Raw genomic sequence first — 22,689 nt, forward strand, 5'->3', positions numbered from 1 at the left:
CGGTGGAGCCAAGGGGACTCGAACCCCTAACCCCCTGCTTGCAAAGCAGGTGCGCTACCAATTGCGCCATGGCCCCTGGCGGCCTCGGCGAGCCGGGCCAGGAGTGCGTCGGGCTGCCGACGAGGTCAGTCGATGGTGTCGGTGACCTCGGACCACAGGTCCCGGTCGGCGGAGTCCTCGTTGAGCCGGCGCCAGATCAGGTAGCCCGCGCCGAGCGCGAGCAGGAGGACGAACAGCTTCTTCATCTTCTGCCTCCTCGTCACGACCACGAGGGCCGTACGTGTCGGGCCCGGGCCTGGTGCGGCCTGGAGTGGGGCTAGGAGGACTTGAACCTCCGACCTCTTCCTTATCAGGGAAGCGCTCTAACCGTCTGAGCTATAGCCCCGAACACGCTCCCCGCGGGAACGCGTGCAGCACGGAACATTACCGCACCGGCGGGCCCGCACCCAAACTGGGCCCGAGCTCACGCGGTGTGACGTCGTTCCCGGTCAGGGACCGGGTCATTCGTCGGTGAGGGTCAGGTGCACGCCGCCGACGAGCGCGGCCGTGATGTTGTACAGGATGGCCATGATCGTGGTCAGCGCGGTGAGCAGCACGACGTTCACGATGGCGATGAGCACGGCGAGCGACACGACACGGTCGAACTCGACGAACTGCATGAGGTTCACGGCCTGCGGCCCGATCGTGTCGCTCAGGAACGTCTGCACCGTGGCGAACGTGCCCATGTCGTTGAGCACGTACCAGACCACCATCGCGGCGACCACGGTGATGAAGCCGATCGCGACGGAGAGGAGGAAACCGAGCTTCATGATCGACCACGGGTCGACCCGCGAGACCGACAGCCGGACACGTCGGGGCCCGGCGCCGCCCGGCATCGTGCCGACCATCGGGGTGCCCGCGGCCGGCGCGGGGTGCACGCCGCCCGCGGAGTAGTGCATCTCCGGGCGCGGCTCGGCCGGCGCGGAGCGCTTCTGACCGGCCTTCGCGCTCGGCGCCGGTCGCGCACCCGCAGCGGCGCGCTCGTTCTCGCGGGCGGAGGCCTCGGGCATCACCGACTGCACCTTCTTCGCCGCGGCCCGAGCGGCCGCGAGGGCCGCCGCGGCCGCCTTCACCGCGCCCTCCTTGACCGGCGACGCCCCCTGAGCGGTGCTCGGGGCCGCCTCTGCCGGGCCTGCCGGCGGTGGCGGCGGCGCGGGTGGTGTACTGCCCCGCTGCGCGGCCGCCGCGCCGCCGACGACCACGCCGGCCGGGATGGACCCGCCACCCTGTCGCGGAGCAGACGACGCCGGACCCCTGCGATGGGTCGCCTCGTCGATCTCCGGCTCGGCTGCCGGCGTCGCAGACGTCGCCCTGGTCGACGCGGTGTTCTCCGTCATCAGTCCTCGTCCCCGCTCGTCTCCTGCTCGTCCGCGCCCTGTCCGTCCACGCTAACCGACTCGTCGCTGGGCGACTCGTCGTCCACGCGGCGTTCCACGTTGCGAGCGACGGCGATGATGCGGTCGCCGCGATCCGGCTTGGCGAACGTGACGCCCTGCGTGGTGCGGCCGGTGAGGTTCACCTCGGCCACCGCGGAGCGCACGATCTTGCCACGCTCCATGATGACCAGCACCTCGTCGTCCGGCTCGGTGACGAGCGCCCCCACAAGGTCTCCACGAGCCTCGACGAGATTCGCCACCTTGATGCCGAATCCGGCACGGCCCTGCACGCGGTACTCGGTGATGGCGGTGCGCTTGGCGAACCCGCCCTCGGTCACGACGAACAGGTCCGTGCCCGGGGTCACGACGTCCGCGTTGAGGAGCTCGTCCCCCTCGCGGAACTTCATCCCCGTGACGCCCGACGTGGCGCGCCCCGTCGGGCGCAGGGTGTCGTCGTCGGCGGGGAAGCGGATCGACTGGCCCTTGCGGGACACGAGGATCAGGTGGTCGTCGGCGTTGACGAGCCGCGCGGCGACGAGCTCGTCCGGGGCGCCGTCGTCGTCCTGGCGCAGGTTGATCGCGATGAGGCCACCCGAGCGTGGCGAGTTGTACTCGCCCAGTCGGGTCTTCTTCACCAGGCCGCGGCGGGTGGCGAGCACCAGGTAGTCCGCCGCTGCGTAGTCCGGCAGGTCCAGCACCTGGGCGATGTGCTCGCCCGGCTGGAACGCCAGCATGTTCGCCACGTGCTGCCCCTTGGCGTCACGACCGCCCTCGGGCAGCTCGTAGCCCTTGGCCCGGTACACGCGGCCCAGGTTGGTGAAGAACAGCAACCAGTGGTGCGTGGTCGTCACGAAGAAGTGGTCGACGATGTCGTCCTCGCGCAACGCGGCACCGCGCACGCCCTTGCCGCCACGGCGCTGGGCGCGGTATGAGTCCGACCGCGTGCGCTTGGCGTACCCGCCGCGCGTGATCGTGACGACGACCTCCTCCTCCGGGATGAGGTCCTCGACGGACATGTCGCCGTCGAACGGCAGCACGGTGGTGCGGCGCTCGTCCCCGTAGCGCTCGACGATGCCGTCCATCTCCTCCTCCACGATGGAACGCTGCCGCTCCGGCCTGGCCAGGATGTCGCGGAAGTCGGTGATCTGTCGCTCGAGCCCGTCGTGCTCGTCGATGATCTTCTGCCGTTCCATGGCGGCGAGGCGGCGCAGCTGCAACGCGAGGATGGCGTTGGCCTGCTCCTCGTCGACGTCGAGCAGCTCCATGACGCCCGTGCGGGCCTCCTCGACCGTCGGGGACCGGCGGATGAGGGCGATGACCTCGTCCAGGGCGTCCAGGGCCTTGAGGTAGCCACGCAGGATGTGGATCTGCCGCTCGGCGTCGGCCAGCAGGTACTCGGTACGCCGGCGCACGACCTCGATCTGGTGCGTGGTCCAGTGCCGTACGAAGGCGTCGAGGCTGAGCGTGCGCGGCACCTCGTCGACGAGCGCGACCATGTTGGCGCCGAAGCTGTACTGGAGCGGCGTGTGCTTGTACAGGTTGTTGAGCACGACCTTGGCGATCGCGTCACGCTTCAGCACGATGACGAGGCGCTGACCCGTGCGGCCCGACGTCTCGTCGCGGATGTCGGCGATGCCCGCGATCTTGCCGTCGTTGACGAGGTCGGCCACCTTGGCCGCCAGGTTGTCCGGGTTGACCTGGTACGGCAGCTCGGTGATGACGAGGCAGATCCGGTTCTGGATCTCCTCGACGTTGACGACCGCGCGCATGGTGATGGAGCCGCGGCCGGTGCGGTACGCCTCCTCGATGCCCTTGGTGCCGAGGATCTGCGCGCCGGTCGGGAAGTCCGGGCCCTTGATCCGCTGCATGAGCGCGGCCAGGAGCTCCTCGCGGGACGCGTCCGGGTGCGCCAGGTGCCAGCGCACGCCGTCCGCCACCTCGCGGAGGTTGTGCGGCGGGATGTTGGTGGCCATGCCCACGGCGATGCCCGCGGAGCCGTTGACCAACAGGTTCGGGAAGCGGGCCGGCAGGACGATGGGCTCCTGCGTGCGGCCGTCGTAGTTGTCCTGGAAGTCGACGGTGTTCTTGTCGATGTCCCGGACCATCTCGAGCGCGAGCGGCGCCATGCGGCACTCGGTGTACCGCGGTGCCGCGGCGGGGTCGTTGCCGGGGGAGCCGAAGTTGCCCTGGCCGGCGACGAGCGGGTAGCGCAGCACCCAGTCCTGCACCAGGCGCACGAGGGCGTCGTAGATCGCCGTGTCGCCGTGCGGGTGGAACTTGCCCATGACGTCGCCGACCACGCGCGAGCACTTCGAGTACGCCCGGTCGGGGCGATAGCCGCCGTCGTACATGGCGTACAGCACGCGGCGGTGCACCGGCTTGAGGCCGTCACGCACGTCGGGCAGCGCGCGCCCGATGATGACGCTCATCGCGTAGTCGAGGTAGCTGCGCTGCATCTCCAGCTGCAGGTCGACCTGCTCGATGCGGCCGTGGTGCACCGCGACGCCACCGTCCGGGCTCTTGGGCGCTCCGTCGCCGGGAACGCCGTCCGTCATGTCGGGACCGGGGGTCTCGTCCGTCACCGTCTACCTTCTTCCTTCCCGCACCGCCTGGGCGCGGGAACCGTCGTCCTCGAACCGCTGTCAACTGCCGTACAACGACGTGCGCACCATTTGTACGACGCCGTGGGTCGGCTAGATGTCGAGGAAGCGGACGTCCTTGGCGTTGCGCTGGATGAAGCTGCGGCGAGACTCGACGTCCTCGCCCATGAGCACCGAGAAGATCTCGTCGGCCGCGGCCGCGTCGTCCATGGTGACCTGCAGCAGCGTGCGGTGCTCGGGGTCCATCGTGGTGTCCCAGAGCTCGGTGTAGTCCATCTCGCCGAGGCCCTTGTAGCGCTGGATCCCGTTCTCCTTGGGGATCCGCTTGCCGGCGGCGATCCCCTCCTTGAGGAACGCGTCCCGCTCCCGGTCGGAGTACACGTAGTCGTGCGGCCCGTTCGACCACTTGAGCCGGTACAGCGGCGGCTGCGCGAGGTACACGTGGCCGTGCTCGATGAGCGGGCGCATGTACCGGAACAGCAGCGTGAGCAGCAGGGTGCAGATGTGCTGGCCGTCGACGTCTGCGTCGGCCATGAGCACGATCTTGTGGTACCGGAGCTTGGAGAGGTCGAAGTCCTCGCCGACGCCGGTCCCGAAGGCGGTGATCAGCGACTGGATCTCCTGGTTGGACAGCGCCCGGTCGAGGCGGGCCCGCTCGACGTTGAGGATCTTGCCGCGCAGCGGCAGGATCGCCTGGTTGTGCGGGTTGCGACCGCGCACCGCGGAGCCGCCCGCTGAGTCGCCCTCCACGATGTAGACCTCGCAGTCCTCAGCGCGGTTGGACTGGCAGTCCTTGAGCTTGCCCGGCATGCCGCCCGAGCTGAGGATGCCCTTGCGCCGGGTGGCCTCGCGCGCCTTGCGCGCCGCCATGCGCGCCTGCGACGCCTGGATCGCCTTGCGGATGACGTCGCGCGCCTCGGTGGGGTGCGCGTCGAACCAGTCGGTGAGCTTCTCGCGCACGACCCGCTGGACGAACGTCTTGGCCTCGGTGTTGCCGAGCTTCGTCTTGGTCTGTCCCTCGAACTGGGGCTCGCCGAGCTTCACGGAGAGGACGGCGGTGAGGCCCTCGCGGATGTCGTCACCCGTGAGGTTCTCGTCCTTCTCCTTGATGATCGACTTCTCGCGGGCGTAGCTGTTGACGAGCGTCGTGAGCGCCGAACGGAAGCCCTCCTCGTGCGTGCCGCCCTCCGTCGTGGAGATCGTGTTCGCGAACGTGTGCACCGACTCGCTGTAGCTGCTGGTCCACTGCATCGCGATCTCCACCGAGATGCGACGCTCCACGTCCTCCGCCTCGACGTCGATGATCTCCGGATGGACGAGCTCCGACTTCTTGGCCGCGTTGATGTGCGCCACGTAGTCGATGAGGCCGTTCTCGTAGCGGAAGGTCACCGTGCGGACCGGGTCGGCGTCGTCGGCCGTGCCGCTGCCGCCGTCCGTTCCGGCATCGGTCTCCATGCCGACGACCTCGTCGTCCACAGCCCCATGACCAACACGCTCGTCCCGCAGCGTGATCTGCAGGCCCTTGTTGAGGAACGCGTACTGCTGGAAGCGTGAGCGCAGGGTCTCGAAGTCGTAGTCGGTGGTCTCGAAGATCGTGCCGTCGGCCCAGAAGGTCTGCGTCGTGCCGGTCGACTCGCCCTCGGCGAGCGGCTCCAGGCGGTCGACCCCGGTGACGGGCTCGCCGCCGTCGCGGTACTCCTGGCGCCAGTGATACCCGTCCCGCTTCACGTCCGCCACGAAGCGGCTGGACAGTGCGTTGACGACGGACATGCCCACGCCGTGCAGGCCGCCGGAGACGGTGTACCCGCCGCCGCCGAACTTGCCGCCCGCGTGCAGGATCGTCATGACGACCTCGAGGGTCGGCTTGCCCTCCGTGGGGTGCATCGCGACCGGGATGCCACGGCCGTTGTCCTGGACGCGGACACCGCCGTCGGCCAGGAGAGTCACGTCGACGGTGTCGGCGTGACCGGCGAGGGCCTCGTCCACAGAGTTGTCCACAATCTCGTAGACCAGGTGGTGCAGCCCCCGCTCGCCCGTGGAGCCGATATACATGCCGGGGCGCTTGCGGACGGCCTCGAGGCCCTCCAGGACGGTGATGTTGCCGGCGTCGTACCCGGCCCCCGGTCCGGCGGCTCCGCTTGCGGCGGCAGTGCTGGGACGGGGGGTGTCGGTTCGGTCTGCCACAGGCGGTACTGCTCCTCGGTCGTCGTGCACGCGTCGACGCATCGTGCTCAGTACGGGCGGCGCGGCTCACAGGTTCCGGGTACGCACCGACCGAGCCGCGCGGGAGGTCGGAACACGACCCGGAATGACGGTCCCAGTCTACCTGCCGAGGGCAAGGAAATGGCGGATTGACGCCGTTGGTGCGAAGTTCGGCACACGTCGTCCACAGGAGCGCCCCGGCGGGTTGTCCCCAGGGTTGTCCACAGAGTTATCCCCAGGGTTGTCCACACCCGGCGCCCGAACCGCGGCCATCCTCCCGACTCGTCCGTCTTTTGTACTCTGACCGTTATCAACAGGGTCTCCCTATTTACGGCGGAAACTGGTCTAATTCACCACGATTCCCCGTTTCGCACGTCGACCGGTGCCGACCAGTACCGGTCACCATCGAAGGGACATGCCCACAGTGAAGAGGACCCTGGCGGGCGTCGCAGCAACGACGCTCGCTGTCGGAGGGATGCTCGTCGCCACCGCGGCGTCCGCCTCCGCCCACACCCCCCGTGTCGAGGACAGCTGTACGAGCCTCGCGGTGACCCTGACCCAGTACAGCGGTGCCGAGGTGACGGTCACCGTCGACGGCGCCTCGGTCGCCCAGGAGCGATTCGACCAGGCCTGGGAGCGCACGTTCGAGCTCGACGGCGCCAAGGCCCACGAGTGGACCGTCGATGTCGACGCACAGGGGGGCGATCGGTACGACTGGACCCAGTCCGGCAGCACCGAGCCCTGCCCGCCGACCACACCTGAGCCCCAGGTGCAGGTCGGCATCTACCTGTACCCGAAGCTCGACAGCACCAAGCCCGCGGCCTGGGAGAACTCGGGTGAGCAGCAGCTGCTCGGCACCACGACCCTCACGCTGCCCGAGGACGAGCTGCTGAGCGGCGAGCACTGGTACACCGAGCTGCCGGAGACGGACGCGCTCGACGACATCGACCTGTGCACCGGCTGGGGCATCCAGCAGGACCTGGTGCGTGGCGGTCCGGACGAGTACACGGTGCCGGAGAGCATCACGTACCCCGACGGTTCCTCCATGGACGACCACCTCGTCGACTGGACGCACCAGGAGCTCTCCGACCTCGGCATCGAGGTCCCGAGCGACGAGGACTGCGCCACGCCGGAGCCCCCCGAGCCCGTCGAGCCCGTCGTCGTGGTTCCTGAGGCTCCCGCCGCCGTCGAGGTCTGCGGCTCGGACGCGTCCGACGTCATCCTGCCGACCGACACCGAGCAGGTCACCTACCTGCGCACCGAGCAGGGCGTCCTCGCCGCGCCGACCGCCGGCAACACGTTCGGCGACGACCTCGGCGGCTACACCCGCACCGAGGCCGGCGATGTGCTCTTCCCGATCGCGGACCTGGTGCCCGCCGAGGAGGACTGCGCGCTGATCCCGGGTGACATCGCGGCCGTCTGCGAGTCCGACGTCCCGTACCTCGGCTACGGCGTCTCGCTGCCCGAGGGCATCGAGGTCGACAGCGACAACCCGCTGACGATCACGTTCATCAACCCGGACGGCGGCGAGAACTTCGTCGCCGAGGACCAGCCCCTCGAGGGCGAGCTCCTGTGGCCGGGCGCCTCCACCGAGGAGCCGAAGCAGTGGCCGGGCTGGGAGCAGCAGGACGACGGCTCGTACGTCGAGACCGACGGCAACTACGCCTGGACCCGTGACGGCGTGCAGGTGCTCTTCGAGGTGAACCCGCACTACTCGACGGTCGTCGACTACCCGCCGACGTCGTCCGGCTGTGCCAACCCCGCCGGCATGGGCGGCCCGGACGTCGAGGCGTCGGGCCCGCCCGCCGAGGGCGACCAGCTCCCGCAGACGGGTGCCACGGTCGGCATCGCTGCCGGGCTGGCCGCGCTGCTCGTGGTGGGCGGTGGCGCGCTGTTCTGGCTGCGTCGACGCCTGCAGCAGCGCTGACGCTGACGCGCTGACCGGTCACGCCGGTCGGGCTCACGCTGGTTGAGCTTGTCGAAACCTGGTTTCGACAAGCTCAACCAGCGTTTCTCGTCTCCGGACTGGTTGCGTGCTCACCCGAAGGTGTCGCGTGGCCCCGGCCCGCGCACCGTCCTGCGTCCGCGTCGGAAGCCGGGCCCGGCGGGTCCGAGCACGGTGACCTGCTCCACCACGCCCTCCCCGACCTCCTCGGCGAGCCGGCGAAGCAGCGTCGGCACCAGCAGGCGCACCTGCGTGGCCCACGCCGTCGAGTCGGCGCGCACCACGAGGACCTTCTCCTCGAACGTCTCCGGCTGGCAGTGGTCCGCCACGTGGCTGCCCACCACCTCGCGCCACCGGCCGATGACGCCGCCCACGGAGACGTCCGACGTCCAGCCCTTGTCCCGGAGCAGGCGCCCGAGCACCTCCGAGAGCAGCTGCGGGTCGCGCGCCCCCGGCCCCTGGCCGGACAGCCGCGGCTCGGCCAGCGGGGAGCGTCGCGCCGGCGAGCCCGGGCGCAGCCCCCTGGCGCGAGCCGCCGCCTTGGCGCGGTTGAGCGCCTCGCGCGCCACCGCGGAGGGCGGCGTGAGCTCCGTGCGGTCCTTCACCGGTCGCGGATCGTCCGCGTCGCGCGCCGGCCTGTCGCTCGCGTCGTCGTCCACGGCCTCGGTCCCTGCCTCGCCGCCCGGGACATCGCCGGCGCCCGGGACGTCGCCGCCCCCGTCAGCCCGCACGTCGCACCTCGCCCGGTGTCACCTCGAACCGAGCACCGAGCAGTCCCGCCGGGACGTCCTCGGGCACGGCGGCGGTCACGAGGACCTGCCGGGCCGGGGCCACCAGCTCCGCGAGTCGCTCCCGACGCCGGACGTCCAGCTCCGCGAACACGTCGTCCAGGATGAGCACCGGGTCGGCGTCGGTGTCGAGGTCCGGGTCCCAGAAGGCCGTGTCCGGCGCGTGGGCGGGCTCCGCGCCGCCGCCGAGCAGCCGGTACGACGCCAGCCGCAGCGCCAGCGCGAACGACCACGACTCGCCATGGCTCGCGTACCCCTTCGCAGGCAGGCCGCCGAGCGTCAGCACGAGGTCGTCGCGATGCGGGCCCACCAGGCTGACACCGCGCTCCACCTCCTGGCTGCGGGCCTCCACCATCGCAGCGAGGATCGCCTTCTCCAGGTCCTCGGCCGCGGGCAGGCCGCCACCGGCGCCCTCGACCGCCTCCGGCACGCCGGAGCGGTAAGCAAGCTCCGCATCGCCGTCCCCGTCGCTGACCTGCTCGTACGCGGCCGCCACGTGCGGGGTCAGCGCCTGCACGAGCGACAGGCGCATCGCGAGGATCTGGCCGCCGAGCTGGGCGGCGCGCGCGTCCCACACCTCGAGGGTGCTGGTGTCCACCGTGCCGCCGCCCGCCCGCCGCACGCCGCGCAACGACTTGAGCAGGGCCGATCGCTGCCGGATCACGCGTTCGTAGTCGCTCAGCAGGGCCGCAGCGCGGGGGAGGAGCTGCACCACCAGCTGATCGAGGAAGCGGCGGCGGCCGTCGGGGTCCCCCTTGACCAGGGTCAGGTCCTCGGGGGCGAAGAGGACGGTACGCAGGATCCCCAGCACGTCGCGCGCTCGGCCCGGCTGGCCCCGGTTGACCCGCGCGCGATTCGCCTTGCCGGCGGTGATCTCGAGCTCGATCGTCGACGCCCGTTCGCCCCGCACGACGCGGGTGCGGACGACCGCCCGCTCCGCGCCGGCGCGGATCAGCGGGGTGTCGGTGGCGACCCGGTGGCTGCCGAGGGTCGACACGTACCCGATCGCCTCGACGAGGTTCGTCTTGCCCTGGCCGTTGCGACCGACGAACGCGTTCGGTCCGGGCTCGAGCTCGACGTCGACCGCGGCGTAGGACCGGAAGTCGAGGAGCGAGAGGTGCGAGACGTACATGGGCCTTCTCGGTGGGTCACCGCCGGTCGGTCACGACGCGGGCTTGACGGCGTGCCCGCCGAACTGCTGGCGCAGCGCGGCGACGGCCTTCATCGCCGGCGACTCGTCCTGCCGGGATGCGAACCGGGCGAACAGCGCGGCCGAGATCACCGGAAGCGGCACGGCGTTGTCGATCGCCTCGTCCACCGTCCAGCGGCCCTCGCCCGAGTCGTCCACCCAGTCGTCGATCGCCTGCAGCGCCGGGTCCTCCTCGAGCGCCTTGACCATGAGGTCGAGCAGCCAGGACCGCACGACGGTGCCGCGTTTCCAGGCCTTCATCGTGCCGTGCACGTCGGTGACGATGTCCTTGGCGGCCAGGAGCTCGTAGCCCTCGGCGTACGCCTGCATGAGGCCGTACTCGATGCCGTTGTGCACCATCTTCGCGAAGTGCCCGGCGCCCACCTCGCCGGCGTGCACGAATCCCTCCTCGCGGGGGCCCTCGGGCCGCAGCGCGTCGAAGACGGGCATGAGCGTCTGGACGTGCGCGGTGTCGCCGCCGCACATCAGCCCGTACCCGTTCTCCAGGCCCCACACGCCGCCCGAGACGCCGACGTCGACGTACCCGATGCCCCGCTCGGCCAGCTCCGCCGCGCGCGCCTGGTCCTCCGGGTAGTGCGAGTTGCCGCCCTCGACGACCACGTCGCCCTCGCCCAGCAGACCGCCCAGCTCCTGGACGACCCCGCGGGTCGGGTCGCCGGCCGGGACCATCACCCACACCACGCGACGGTCTGCGGGCAGCGCGGCCACCAGGTCGGCCAGCGAGGCCACGTCGGAGACCTCGGGACGCGGGTCGTAACCCGTCACCTCGATGCCGCCGCGACGCAGCCGCTCGCGCATGTTGTTACCCATCTTGCCCAGACCGACGAGTCCGATGTGGCTGACCATGGGGTTCCTTCCGGGAGCGGAGCGAGGAGCGGTGGAAGCGTGCGTCAGCCGGCGAACCGGATGGGCACGAGCAGGTACCGGTACTCGGACGAGTCCTCGCCGTCGAGCGACTCCTGACCGGTAAACTCGACCGGCTTGTTCGGGTGCGTGAAGGACAACCGCACGAAGTCCGTGCCGAGCGCCCCGAGGCCGTCCAGCAGGAACTGCGGGTTGAACGCCACCTGGATGTCCTCGCCCACGAGCACCGCCTCGAGCGCCTCGGAGGCCTGCGCGTCGTCACCCTGGCCGGCGTCGAGCACCACCTGGCCGTCCGTGAACGACAGCCGGATCGGAGTGTTGCGCTCCGCCACGAGCGACACGCGCTTGGCCGCCTCGATGAGCGGGGCGGTGGCGACGACGGAGTGGATCGGGGTCGCGTCCGGGAAGAGGCGGCGCACCGGCGGGTAGTCGCCGTCCACGAGCTGCGACGTGGTGTGCCGCCCGCCGGCCTCGAAGCCGATGAGGTCCATGCCCTGGCCGGTCGAGAGCCCGACGTTGACGAGGCCGCCCCCGCCGCCGAGGGACTTGGCGACGTCCGTGAGCGTGCGGGCGCGCACCAGCGCCACGGCCGAGTACCCGGGGGTGACCGGGGTCCAGGTGAGCTCCCGCAGCGCCAGGCGGTACCGGTCGGTGGCGATGAGCGTGATCCGCTCGCCCTCGATCTCCATCCGCACGCCGGTGAGCAGGGGGAGCGTGTCGTCGCGGCTCGCAGCCACGCTGACCTGCGCGACGGCGTGCGTGAGCGCGTCGCCGGTGACCGTGCCGGTGAGTTCCGGCATCTGCGGCAGCGTCGGGTAGTCCTCGACCGGCATCGTGAGCAGGGTGAAGCGGGACGCACCGCAGGTGAGCACGACCTTGGTGCCCTCGAGCGTGACGTCCACCGGCTTGTTCGGCAGGGCTCGGGAGATCTCGGCGAGCAGCCGCCCTGACACCAGTACCGTCCCGGGCTCGGACACCTCGGCCGGGATCTCGGCGCGGGCGGAGACCTCGTAGTCGAAGCTGGACAGCCAGATCGTGCCTGCCGTCTCCACCTCGATGCGGACGCCGGCCAGCACCGGGGCAGGCGGGCGCGTGGGGAGCGTGCGCGCCGTCCATGTCACGGCCTCGGCCAGGACGTCACGCTCAACCCGGAACTTCATCCCACTCCTCGAGTTGTCGATCGATGTGGACGACGGCGCACCTGGCCGTCGTGGCCCAGTCGCCCGGGCTCCTCCGACGTGACCGGACAGGCCTCGTCGTCCGAGCCAAACCCTACGCGAGACAGGGCGGCTTCGGCACGCCGTCACCGGACTGGTGGTGGACGTGTGCCTAGCGGAGCGTGCCGGCCTGATGAAGGCGTGTGGATTTCCCTTCTAGATCAAACGTTCGTCGTCGTCATCGGGGTTGTGGAATCTGGGGATGACGTGTGTTTGCGCAGGTCAGAGCACTCTTCTGGCTGTGGAGGCAGTGGGGGCGCGGCTGTGGGTAACTCGTGGTGCCTGTGGGCGAAGAGATTCGTACCCACAGGTGTCCACCGATCAGGGTCTGCTCGTCCACGGAAAGCGGGCCACAATCCACACTCGTCCACAGAGTTATCCACAGGTGTGCATCTCGATGTCGCCGAGAAGGACGAGGTTGTCCACGGATCTGGTCCACAGGGTTGGGGACGATCGGGCACGAGGCGCGCGAAATCGCCGTCGCGGTTGTGGGCGACGGTGTGGAGAACGATCGAGACGGCCGTCCAGCGCCTGGGGAAGGCGGCCCCACCCAGGCGAGACGGCCCCACGGGGCGGGGTCGGGAGAGCGGAAGGTCAGCCGCGGTGCTGCTGCTTGATGCGGCTGGTGAGCTCGGTCACCTGGTTGTAGGTGGAGCGCCGCTCCGCCATCTGCCCGGCGATCTTCCTGTTCGCGTGCATCACGGTGGTGTGGTCGCGACCACCGAACTGCTGGCCGATCTTCGGCAGGGACAGGTCGGTGAGCTCGCGGCAGAGGTACATGGCGATCTGGCGTGCCGTGACGAGAACGCGGGAGCGCGAGGAGCCGCACAGGTCGTCGATCGTGAGGCCGAAGTAGGCGGCCGTCTGCGCGATGACCATCGACGGCGTGATCTCCGCCGTGTCGTCGTCCGTGATGAGGTCCTTCAGGACGATCTCCGCGAGGGCAAGGTCGACCTGCTGCCGGTTGAGGTTGGCGAACGCCGTGACGCGGATGAGCGCGCCCTCGAGCTCACGGATGTTGGACGAGATGCGCGAACCGATGTAGCTGAGCACCTCGGCCGACACGTCGAGACGTTCGCTCGCGGCCTTCTTGCGCAGGATCGCGATACGGGTCTCGAGGTCCGGCGGCTGGACGTCGGTGATGAGGCCCCACTCGAAGCGTGAGCGGAGGCGGTCCTCGAAGCCGTTGAGCTGTTTGGGCGGGACGTCGGACGTGATCACGACCTGCTTGTCCGCGTTGTGCAGCGCGTTGAAGGTGTGGAAGAACTCCTCCATCGTCTGCTCCTTGCCCTGCAGGAACTGGATGTCGTCGATGAGGAGGACGTCGACGTCGCGGTACCGGCGCTGGAACGCCCCGGCACGCCCCTCGCCGATGCTGTTGATGAAGTCGTTGGTGAACTCCTCGGAGTTCACGTAGCGCACGCGCACGTGGGGATAGAGGTTGTGTGCGTAGTGCCCGATGGCGTGCAGCAGGTGCGTCTTGCCCAGCCCCGAGTCGCCGTAGATGAACAGCGGGTTGTACGCCTTCGCCGGCGCCTCGGCAACGGCGACCGCCGCGGCGTGTGCGAAGCGGTTGGACGCACCGATGACGAACGTCTCGAAGATGTACTTCGGGTTGAGCCGCGTGGGCTCGGCCGACGGCTTGGGGATCGGCGCCAGCGGCGGGGCCTCCGGCTCGTCGGGGATCCCGGACTGCAGGGGAGCCGTGTAGTCCTGGGAGGGTCCTGCGAGGGTGTCGCTGCTGAGCTCGGGATCGACGGTGATGCCGAAGCGGATGTCGCGGCCAAGGGTGGAGGCCATCGCGGAGACGAGCTGGTCTCGCACGCTGGTCTCCAGGTACGCGCGGGTCTGCTCGTGCGGCACCGCGATGAAGACGGTGTCCTCGAGGATCGCCATGGGCTTGGCGAGCTTGATGAACGCGAGCTGTCGGGCCGTCATGTCGGGGCGTGCCTCGAGGGTGGCGAGCGTGTGGGCCCAGACGTCGGTGATGTTCTCGTCTGGTGGGGCCACGGGCGTCGTCCTTCGGTCGTTCGGCGGGCAGCGAAGTCGCGAGTCTGCCACGCCGACGGTCCGTCCACATGGTTGTCCACATGCTGTGGAACCTGTGGACAACGCTGTGGGTGATGACCGTAACCGGGCAGCCGGCGCGACGTCGCGCCGAGGGTGCGTGAGGTCCCCGTCATCGTAGTCACCGAGCGCGGTCCGGTGCCCCTCGGCCTGGTTTGACCCAGAGCCACCCGGCGGCGTAACGTCAGACAGCCGTTCCAGGTCCTTTCGCGCGCCCTCACACGGGCAGGCAGTCCTCGGGCCGGCCCGGTCGACGCCTCCACGTCTCGTACGCGTGCGCTGACCTGCGACAAGACCTGCATCGTCGAGGATCTGACGGTGTACCTCCCCGACGTTTCTTGGAGTACCTCGTGAGCAAGCGGACCTTCCAGCCGAACAACCGTCGCCGTGCCAAGACCCACGGCTTCCGGCTGCGCATGCGCACCCGCGCCGGCCGCGCCATCCTGGCGAAGCGTCGGCGCAAGGGTCGCGCCGAGCTCTCTGCCTGACGGATGCTGCCCGCGGCGCACCGACTGCGCCGTTCCGTCGATTTCGAACGGGCGGTGCGCCGCGGCACGCGTGCAGGTCGATCGACCGTGGTGGTCCATCTCTTCGTCGACCCCGAGGCCGTCCAGGAGGACGGCAGGGGCAGCGGGAGCATGCCGGAACCACCACAGGTCGGTCTTGTCGTATCCAAGGCCGTGGGGAACGCCGTGCATCGGAACAAGGTGAAGCGACGGCTGCGGCACTCCGCCTCCGCGCACCTCGCACTGCTCCCCGCGGGCGCCGACGTCGTCGTCCGGGCACTCCCGGCGTCGAGCGGCGCCAGCTACGCGGAGCTCGACCGCGATCTCCTCAGCAGCCTCGGGCGGGCTGTCGCGCGCGCAGCCGGCGACGCCCGGAGCGTCCGATGAGCACCTCGAACCTTGGACACGGCCGCGACGTGCTGCGCAACCTTCCCGCGGCCGTCATGATCGGCGTGATCCGCGTCTACCAGACTGTCCTCTCCCCGCTCACCGGCCCCTCCTGCAAGTACTACCCCTCGTGCTCGCAGTACGCGATCATCGCGATCCGCACGCACGGGACCTTGCGGGGGACCGGTCTCGCTCTGTGGCGCATCCTTCGGTGCAACCCCTGGAGCCTCGGCGGCGTTGACGATGTACCGCCCGTTCGTGTGAAGCATGTCGACGACGACGTGCCGGTGCACGAGCGCCGCGGCGCCCCTCGCCACTGATCTTCCCGGTCCGCGCCACCGGGATCTCAGACTTTCCGACCAAGGAGACATATCGGGATGATCGACACCATCCTCTTCCCCATTCAGTGGGTCGTGGCCTGGATCATGTACGGGTCACACACCGTCCTCACGACACTCGGCATGCAGGACGGGGCCGGCCTCGCGTGGGTGCTGTCGATCGTCGCGCTCACGGTCGTGATCCGTATCGCGCTGATCCCGCTGTTCTTCAAGCAGATCAAGGCGTCGCGCGGCATGCAGATCATGCAGCCGGAGCTGCAGGCCGTCCAGAAGAAGTACAAGGGCAAGACGGACCCCGCGTCTCGGGAGGCGATGGGTCGCGAGACGATGGAGCTCTACCGCAAGCACGGCACCAACCCGATGGCGTCCTGCCTGCCGATTCTGCTGCAGTCGCCGATCTTCTTCGCGCTGTTCCGCGTGCTCAACAACCTGGTCGGCATCGCCAACGGCACCCATGACCCGATCGGGCCGATCGACCAGCACGTCGCCCGGGACATCGAGTCGTCGTCCTTGTTCGGCGCGCAGCTCTCCGACGTCTTCCGCACGACGGACGACATGACGGCGCGGGTCGTCGTGATCGCGCTGATCATCGTCATGAGCGCCACGATGTTCTTCACGCAGCGCCAGCTGACCATGAAGAACATGCCGAAGGCCGCCCTCGAGGGGCCGATGGCCAGCACGCAGAAGATGATGCTGTACATCCTCCCGGTGATCTTCCTGATCTCGGGCATCAACTTCCCGGTCGGCGTGCTGATCTACTGGGTGATCTCGAACCTGTGGTCGATGGGTCAGCAGTTCTACACGATCAAGAAGATGCCCGCTCCGGGCTCCGAGGCGGAGCGCATGCTCAAGGAGAGGCAGGCCCGCAAGGCTGCCGCGAAGGGCGCCATCGAGGCCGCTCCTGACCCGGAGCCGGAGTTGCCGCGCGGGCAGCGGGAGCAGCCCAAGCGCAAGAACCGCCAGAAGCGCGGCTGAGTAGCGAGAGGACGTCACCACAGATGACCACGGACACGCCGCTGGAGCAGGGACAGAACCGGACGGCCCGGCTCGAGGAGGAAGGCGAGATCGCGGCCGACTACCTGGAGGAGTTCCTCGACATCGCTGACCTGGACGGCGACATCGACCTGGACATCCGCCACGACCGGGCGGCCGTCGAGGTCGTGGCCGAGGAGGGGGAGGACCTCTCCTCGCTCGTGGGCCGGGACGGGGAAGTCCTCGAGGCCCTCCAAGAGCTGACGCGGCTCGCCGTGCAGGCCCGTACCGGTGAGAGGAGCCGCCTGATGCTCGACATCGGAGGCTTCCGCGCCGGCCGACGCGATGAGCTGACCGTGCTGGCGGAACGGGCGGTCCGAGAGGTTCGTGAGTCCGGCCGGGAGGTGGAGCTCGACCCGCTGAACGCCTTCGAGCGCAAGGTGGTGCACGATGTGGTGGCGGCCGCTGGGCTGGTCAGCGACTCCCGTGGCGTCGAGCCTTCGCGGTACGTCGTGGTGCAGCCGGCGGCGCCCGAGGGTGACGAACCGGCCTCCTGATGGCGGATCCGAGAGCCCGTTGTTTCACGTGAAACAACGGGCTCTCGTCATGAGATGACTGAGAGAGGGGAGTGTGCGAGATGGCACAGGACGACGCGCCGGGAGCTGGTGGCGCGGACGACGAGGCCCTCGGACGCGATGCGTCGGTGCGGGCATACTTCGGCGAGCGCTACGCACTCGTCTCTCGGTTCGCCGAGAGGCTGCGCACCGAGGGTGAGATCCGCGGCCTGATCGGGCCGCGCGAGGTGTCTCGCCTGTGGGAGCGGCACCTCCTGAACTCCGCCGCCGTCACCCCCTACCTCGGCGGGGCTACCTCCGTGGCAGACATCGGATCCGGGGCAGGGCTGCCCGGCTTGGTGCTCGCCATTCAGCAGCCTGACGTCGAGTTCCAGCTGATCGAGCCCATGGAGCGGCGCACCACGTGGCTGCAGGAGATCGTCGACGACCTCTCCCTCGACAACGTGACGATCAACCGGGGGCGCGCCGAGGAGTACCACGACGCGTTCGAGGTAGACGTCGTGACGTCCCGTGCGGTCGCCGCACTGAACAAGCTGGCGCGCATGAGTCTGCCTCTGGCCCGCAAGGGCGGGGCCATGATCGTGCTGAAGGGACGCAACGTCGACCGTGAGATCGAGCCGGCGCGCAAGGTGCTGCGGAGCTTCAAGACCGCCGAGCCAGAGATCCTCGAGGGCCGGACCGTCGAGGGCGTCGAGCCCACCACCATCCTGCGGATTCGGCGCGGCTGACCTGCCGGAAGGTTCGGCGGGAGAGGCACACGGGATCCCGGCGGACCCGGATCCCAGCAGGCCGGAGTTTCGACATCGACGCGGGTAGACGAGGCCGTAGAGTGAGCGCGGAGCACCTGACCGTGGCGTCATGGTTCATGCCGCGGGCTCGTGCACAGTCTTTGTGACGAACCGGAGGAGTGGCACGTGAGCACGAGTACGGAGCACGTCGACGACGTCCCCCAGCACGGCGGGACCGGGACGGGCGAACCGCACGTTTCACGTGAAACAGCTCCGGAGCTGGCGTGGGCGCACGGCGGCCTCCCTTCCGGACTCGACGGACACCGCGCCGCGCTCGTCGCCTCGGTACCGGTCGCGGACGAGTCGACGCCGCTCGCGGCGCAGCTGGCGATCGACTCCCGTCGTCGGATCGAGCTGCAGGGCCGGCAGTTCGCCCGGCCGGAGCGCACGCGGATCATTACCGTGGCCAATCAGAAGGGCGGCGTCGGGAAGACGACCACCACCGTCAACCTGGCGGCGGGCCTAGCGCAGGCCGGGCTCAGGGTCCTGGTGATCGACAACGACCCGCAGGGCAATGCCTCCACGGCTCTCGGCATCGAGCATCGCGCGGGTACCCCCTCGATCTACGAGGTCCTCGTGGAGGGCGAGCCCCTGGCGAACACCGTGCAGGAGTGCCCGACGGTCCCGGGCTTGTTCGGAGTTCCGGCCACGATCGATCTCTCGGGGGCGGAGATCGAGCTCGTCTCCCTTGTTTCACGTGAAACACGGTTGCGGCGCGCGCTCGACGCCTACCTCGCCGACCGTGACGCCAAGGGCGAGGAGCGGATCGACTACGTCTTCGTCGACTGCCCGCCGAGCCTCGGGCTGCTCACGGTGAACGCCTTCGTCGTGGGGCGCGAGGTGCTCATCCCGATCCAGTGCGAGTACTACGCGCTCGAGGGGCTGAGTCAGCTGCTGAAGACGATCGAGCTGATCAAGGCGCATCTGAATCCGGATCTGCGCGTCTCGACGATCCTGCTGACCATGTACGACGGCAGGACGAACCTTGCGCAGCAGGTGGCCGCGGAGGTGCGGGAACACTTCCCCGACCAGACGTTGCGCACGAGCGTGCCCAGATCCGTGCGGATCTCCGAGGCGCCAAGTCATGCCCAGACCGTCATGACGTACGACCCGGGATCCACCGGGTCGCTCGCGTATCTCGAGGCCGCGCGAGAGCTCGCGGAGCGAGCTCCTCGACGTGCTGACCTCGGGTAGAGCGCCGGATGAGGCGGGGAACAGCCGCGCGACGAGTATCCACGGATCGGCGAGGCGCACCACCGAAGAGTGTGCCTGGCCGTGGGATGCTAACCGCGACCCCGGCGGGGTCGCGAAGGTGACGACGACACGGGGAGCGCGGGGCCCGATGCTGCAGGAGGCAGGAGCATGAGTCAGAAGAAGCGTGGTCTGGGCCGGGGTCTCGGTGCTCTGATCCCGTCAGGACCGGAGAGCGATCGACCGGTCGATGTGTTCTTCCCGCCCGGCGACGCGCGCGAGCCTGGCCCGTGGGGCGGCTCGTCAGCCGCTCTGACCAGCGAAGATGACCGCTCGGGTCCGTCGGATGCGAACGACGCCGCGGGTCGCACCAGCCGACGGACGGCGACCTGGGACTCGGCGATCGCCGGTGGCCGCCTGAGCATTCGCACCGGAAGCGACGCCGTGGCGAGGGATGACGGCGAGACGAACGGGTCGGACGCCGCCGAGTCGAACGGGGTGGTCGCGGCGCTCCTTACGGACGAGCGCCCGACGGGCGACGTCCCGGCCGACACGATCGAGGACGCTTCGACTGCCGAGACACTCGGGGCCGACGGACTCTCGATGGGCCTGATCACCAGCATCGAGGTGGCAGACCTGGCGGAGCCCGGCGACCCCCCGACGGCGGTCCGGGAACAGCAGACGGGGGACGACACCGAGGGCCGCGGGGCGACCTCGACCGTGGGCACCGGTGAACCCGCGGACGGCGGCGACGTTGTTTCACGTGAAACGGGGCTCAGGCCGGTGCCGGGGGCGCGCTTCGCCGAGATTCCTGTCGAGGCGATCCGTCCAAACAACTGGCAGCCGCGAGCGGTGTTCGACGACGGTGAGCTCGATGAGCTGATCGCCTCGATCAGCGAGATCGGCGTGCTGCAGCCGATCGTCGTGCGGCCGGACGCCGACGACGCGGACCGGTACGAGCTGATCATGGGCGAGCGTCGCTGGCGTGCGACGCAGGCGGCTGGCCTCGACACGATCCCGGCCATCGTGCGCGAGACCGACGATGGGGACATGCTGCGCGATGCGCTGCTGGAGAACCTGCACCGCGCCGCCCTGAACCCGCTCGAAGAGGCGGCGGCATACCGGCAGCTGCTGGACGACTTCGGCTGCACGCACGAGGAGCTCGCCACCCGGATCGCGCGGTCGAGGCCGCAGATCTCGAACACCCTTCGCCTGCTCAAGCTGCCTCCTCTGGTGCAGCGGCGGGTGGCCGCGGGGGTCCTTTCGGCCGGACACGCACGCGCCCTTCTGTCCCTGACCGATGGCGCCGAGATCGAGCGGCTTGCACAGCGGATCGTGTCGGAGGGGCTCTCGGTCCGTGCGACTGAGGAGATCGCCACGCTGCTGACCAGTGGCGATGGTGAGGCGCCCGCACGGAGAGGCCCTCGAGCCGGGCAGCGGAGCGAGGCGATGGACGACCTCGCCGTGCGGTTGGCCGACCACTTCGAGACGCGGGTGAAGGTGAGCATCGGGAAGACGAAGGGCCGCATGACGGTCGAGTTCGCGTCGGTCGAGGACCTCAACCGCATCCTCGGGGTGATGGCTCCGGGGGACCCGGGCCTGCTGCGTTCCTGACGACCCGCACTACCGCGAGAGCGGGCGCCATCCTGAGGATGGCGCCCACTCTTGTGTCGACGACTGTGCACCGACGGTCTTCGAGGGCGGGGTTGCCCATGTTTCACGTGAAACAGGCTGCAGTCCGAACGATCGTTCCAAGCGGGGGCTCCGCTGGCAAAGGAGGACGCGGTGCTGAGCGGGGGGAGCGCTGTCGAAGGACGAGTCGTCGGCAGGTCGTCTCGGCAGATCGGAGCATCTCGTCTCGGCCGTTCGTCATGTGACACGAGCAGAACCGGCGCCACGACCTGACGTCCGGAGGCGGGCCTCGACATTCACGCCGTGCCGGCTATTTCCGACATCTCGGAATCTACGCGGAGGCCGTGCCGGACGGGGGAGGGCAGCTGGCCTCGGCGTACGCCGGTGGCCCTGGGCGACGCCTCGGAGGACGCCGTCACGGCTCCAGCGGGCGACCGTCCGGGGTGTCGGTTGCGTCCGGGCGTGCACAGCTCGAAGGCCGGGTCTGTTTCACGTGAAACAGACCCGGCCGACGCGCAGGAGGTGTCAGGCGCTCGGCGCGAGGACCGCGTCGATCTCCTCCTGGAGTGCCTTCTTGGGGCGCGCACCGATGACCGTCTTCACGAGCTCGCCGCCGGAGTAGACGTTGAGCGTGGGGATCGAGGTGATGCCGTACGCCATGGTGGTGGCCTGGTTGGCGTCGGTGTCGAGCTTGACGATCTTGACCTTGCCCTCGTACTCGTCCGAGAGCTCCTCGAGGATCGGCGCGACCATGCGGCAGGGGCCGCACCAGGTCGCCCAGAAGTCGACCAGAACCGGGACGTCGGACTCGAGGACCTCGGTCTTGAACGTGTCGTCGGTGACGGCGACGGTAGCCATGTGTCGCTCCTTCGGTCGAAGTGGGGGAGTGGGTCAGAGGGAGACGGGGTCGAGCGGGCCGTCGAGGGCTGCCGGCAGACCGTCCGGGTTCGGGGCCGCGGGGGTGCCGGCGAGGGCCTGCTTGCCCTCGGCGTCGGCGACCTCGGTGAGGTAGGCCTGGGCGTCGAGGGCGGCGGCGCAGCCGGAGCCGGCGGCGGTGATGGCCTGGCGGTAGGTGTGGTCGACGGCGTCGCCGCAGGCGAAGACGCCGGGCTGGTTGGTGCGGGTGGTGCGGCCCTCGACGAGGATGTAGCCCTCGTCGTCAAGGTCGATCTGGCCCTTGACGAGGTCGGTGCGGGGGTCGTGCCCGATGGCGACGAACAGGCCGGTCGCGTCGAGCTCGCGCGTCGCGGCGGTGTGGGTGTCGCGCAGGGTGATGCCGGTGACCTTGTCTTCGCCGTGGATGGCAGCGACTTCGCTGTTCCAGGCGAACTCGATCTTGGGGTTGGCCTGGGCACGGTCGGCCATGATCTTGGAGGCGCGCAGGGAGTCGCGGCGGTGTACGACGGTGACCTTGGACGCGAAGCGGGTCAGGAAGGTGGCTTCTTCCATCGCGGAGTCGCCGCCGCCGATGACGGTGATGTGTTGGTCGCGGAAGAAGAAGCCGTCGCAGGTGGCGCACCAGGAGACGCCGCGCCCGGAGAGTTGCTTCTCTTCGGGTAGGCCGAGTTCGCGGTAGGCGGAGCCGGTGGCGAGGATGACGGCGCGGGCCTTGTAGGTCTCGCCGCTGCCGGTGACGATGGTCTTGATGTCGCCGGTGAGGTCGACCTGTTCGGCGTCGTCCCACAGCACCTTGGCGCCGAAGTTCTCGGCCTGTTCGCGCATGGCTTCCATGAGGTCGGGGCCCTGGATGGCGGTGGGGAAGCCGGGGAAGTTCTCGACCTCGGTGGTGTTCATCAGTGCGCCGCCGGCGGTGACGGAGCCGGCGACGACGACGGGTGCCAGGCCGGCGCGCGCGGCGTATATGGCCGCGGTATAGCCGGCGGGACCCGAACCGACGATGACGATGTCGTGCACGGGGGCCTCACCTGTGGTGATGGTCGGCTGATCGGTCACGTCTTCTCCTGGTCGTCTGCGGGTCCGTCTGCGTCCTGG

The 22,689-nt window shown here is 69.6% G+C and carries 20 protein-coding genes and 2 tRNA genes; 9 read left to right on the plus strand and 13 right to left on the minus strand.

Features of this window, described 5'->3' with window-relative positions:
* Positions 1 to 3: 3 nt before the first annotated feature.
* The 6 genes from AC1C2V_RS16825 to gyrB all read right to left on the minus strand — a co-directional run bounded on the left by AC1C2V_RS16825 (position 4) and on the right by gyrB (position 6,199).
* Positions 4 to 76 (minus strand) — tRNA-Ala (locus AC1C2V_RS16825).
* 49 nt (positions 77 to 125) lie between these two features.
* Positions 126 to 245, minus strand: coding sequence for a DLW-39 family protein (locus tag AC1C2V_RS16830; RefSeq protein ID WP_495390792.1), 120 nt, complete (start codon positions 243 to 245; stop codon positions 126 to 128).
* A gap of 66 nt (positions 246 to 311) precedes the next feature.
* Positions 312 to 385: transfer RNA gene (locus tag AC1C2V_RS16835), tRNA-Ile, on the minus strand.
* Between the two features lie 115 nt (positions 386 to 500).
* Positions 501 to 1,376: a DUF3566 domain-containing protein gene (locus AC1C2V_RS16840; RefSeq protein WP_495390793.1), complete on the minus strand. Its 876-nt coding sequence runs from the start codon at positions 1,374 to 1,376 to the stop codon at positions 501 to 503.
* On the minus strand, positions 1,376 to 3,970 hold the full coding sequence (gene gyrA, locus AC1C2V_RS16845; RefSeq protein ID WP_495390877.1) for a DNA gyrase subunit A: 2,595 nt from the start codon (positions 3,968 to 3,970) through the stop codon (positions 1,376 to 1,378). The genes AC1C2V_RS16840 and gyrA overlap by 1 nt, the downstream gene beginning before the upstream one ends.
* A 138-nt stretch (positions 3,971 to 4,108) precedes the next feature.
* Positions 4,109 to 6,199, minus strand: coding sequence for a DNA topoisomerase (ATP-hydrolyzing) subunit B (gyrB, locus tag AC1C2V_RS16850; protein ID WP_495390794.1), 2,091 nt, complete (start codon positions 6,197 to 6,199; stop codon positions 4,109 to 4,111).
* A 433-nt stretch (positions 6,200 to 6,632) separates the two neighbouring features.
* On the opposite strand from gyrB, the gene AC1C2V_RS16855 reads away from it, so the two are divergent.
* Entirely contained in the window at positions 6,633 to 8,144 is a 1,512-nt protein-coding gene (locus tag AC1C2V_RS16855; protein WP_495390795.1) for an LPXTG cell wall anchor domain-containing protein, read from the plus strand.
* Positions 8,145 to 8,254: 110 nt separating this feature from the next.
* Here AC1C2V_RS16855 and AC1C2V_RS16860 read toward each other — a convergent pair whose 3' ends face one another.
* The 5 genes from AC1C2V_RS16860 to dnaA all read right to left on the minus strand — a co-directional run bounded on the left by AC1C2V_RS16860 (position 8,255) and on the right by dnaA (position 14,251).
* A complete protein-coding gene (locus tag AC1C2V_RS16860; RefSeq protein WP_495390878.1) occupies positions 8,255 to 8,767 on the minus strand; it encodes a DciA family protein in 513 nt (170 codons plus the stop codon).
* A gap of 115 nt (positions 8,768 to 8,882) precedes the next feature.
* Entirely contained in the window at positions 8,883 to 10,082 is a 1,200-nt protein-coding gene (gene recF, locus AC1C2V_RS16865) for a DNA replication/repair protein RecF (RefSeq protein WP_495390796.1), read from the minus strand.
* Between the two features lie 30 nt (positions 10,083 to 10,112).
* On the minus strand, positions 10,113 to 11,054 hold the full coding sequence (gnd, locus tag AC1C2V_RS16870) for a phosphogluconate dehydrogenase (NAD(+)-dependent, decarboxylating) (RefSeq protein ID WP_495390879.1): 942 nt from the start codon (positions 11,052 to 11,054) through the stop codon (positions 10,113 to 10,115).
* On the minus strand, positions 11,051 to 12,184 hold the full coding sequence (gene dnaN, locus AC1C2V_RS16875; RefSeq protein ID WP_495390797.1) for a DNA polymerase III subunit beta: 1,134 nt from the start codon (positions 12,182 to 12,184) through the stop codon (positions 11,051 to 11,053). The genes gnd and dnaN overlap by 4 nt, the downstream gene beginning before the upstream one ends.
* A gap of 651 nt (positions 12,185 to 12,835) precedes the next feature.
* Positions 12,836 to 14,251, minus strand: a complete 1,416-nt coding sequence (gene dnaA / locus AC1C2V_RS16880; RefSeq protein WP_495390798.1) for a chromosomal replication initiator protein DnaA — start codon at positions 14,249 to 14,251, stop codon at positions 12,836 to 12,838.
* Positions 14,252 to 14,658: 407 nt separating this feature from the next.
* Here dnaA and rpmH point away from each other — a divergent pair, with 407 nt between their 5' ends.
* From rpmH to AC1C2V_RS16920, 8 genes are all read left to right on the plus strand, one after another.
* Positions 14,659 to 14,796: a 50S ribosomal protein L34 gene (rpmH, locus tag AC1C2V_RS16885; RefSeq protein WP_495390799.1), complete on the plus strand. Its 138-nt coding sequence runs from the start codon at positions 14,659 to 14,661 to the stop codon at positions 14,794 to 14,796.
* A 3-nt stretch (positions 14,797 to 14,799) separates the two neighbouring features.
* Positions 14,800 to 15,201 carry a ribonuclease P protein component gene (rnpA, locus tag AC1C2V_RS16890; RefSeq protein WP_495390800.1) on the plus strand — a complete coding sequence of 134 codons (402 nt, stop codon included), beginning with the start codon at positions 14,800 to 14,802 and terminating at the stop codon, positions 15,199 to 15,201.
* Positions 15,198 to 15,521, plus strand: a complete 324-nt coding sequence (gene yidD, locus AC1C2V_RS16895; protein WP_495390801.1) for a membrane protein insertion efficiency factor YidD — start codon at positions 15,198 to 15,200, stop codon at positions 15,519 to 15,521. Before rnpA ends, yidD begins: the two co-directional genes overlap by 4 nt.
* A gap of 57 nt (positions 15,522 to 15,578) precedes the next feature.
* On the plus strand, positions 15,579 to 16,514 hold the full coding sequence (gene yidC, locus AC1C2V_RS16900) for a membrane protein insertase YidC (protein WP_495390802.1): 936 nt from the start codon (positions 15,579 to 15,581) through the stop codon (positions 16,512 to 16,514).
* Between the two features lie 23 nt (positions 16,515 to 16,537).
* On the plus strand, positions 16,538 to 17,068 hold the full coding sequence (locus AC1C2V_RS16905; RefSeq protein ID WP_495390803.1) for a Jag family protein: 531 nt from the start codon (positions 16,538 to 16,540) through the stop codon (positions 17,066 to 17,068).
* An 80-nt stretch (positions 17,069 to 17,148) separates the two neighbouring features.
* On the plus strand, positions 17,149 to 17,814 hold the full coding sequence (gene rsmG, locus AC1C2V_RS16910) for a 16S rRNA (guanine(527)-N(7))-methyltransferase RsmG (RefSeq protein ID WP_495390804.1): 666 nt from the start codon (positions 17,149 to 17,151) through the stop codon (positions 17,812 to 17,814).
* 186 nt (positions 17,815 to 18,000) lie between these two features.
* Positions 18,001 to 19,068, plus strand: coding sequence for a ParA family protein (locus tag AC1C2V_RS16915; protein WP_495390805.1), 1,068 nt, complete (start codon positions 18,001 to 18,003; stop codon positions 19,066 to 19,068).
* Between the two features lie 168 nt (positions 19,069 to 19,236).
* The gene (locus tag AC1C2V_RS16920) at positions 19,237 to 20,679 is read left to right on the plus strand and encodes a ParB/RepB/Spo0J family partition protein (protein ID WP_495390806.1); all 1,443 of its coding nucleotides are present in this window, start codon (positions 19,237 to 19,239) and stop codon (positions 20,677 to 20,679) included.
* Between the two features lie 543 nt (positions 20,680 to 21,222).
* Here the strand turns inward: AC1C2V_RS16920 and trxA are convergent.
* Together trxA and trxB are read right to left on the minus strand one after the other, a co-directional pair.
* Entirely contained in the window at positions 21,223 to 21,555 is a 333-nt protein-coding gene (gene trxA / locus AC1C2V_RS16925) for a thioredoxin (RefSeq protein ID WP_495390807.1), read from the minus strand.
* Positions 21,556 to 21,588: 33 nt separating this feature from the next.
* On the minus strand, positions 21,589 to 22,650 hold the full coding sequence (gene trxB / locus AC1C2V_RS16930; protein WP_495390808.1) for a thioredoxin-disulfide reductase: 1,062 nt from the start codon (positions 22,648 to 22,650) through the stop codon (positions 21,589 to 21,591).
* Between the last annotated feature and the right edge of the window lie 39 nt (positions 22,651 to 22,689).

It is taken from the genome of Isoptericola sp. Y541 (assembly GCF_059445465.1).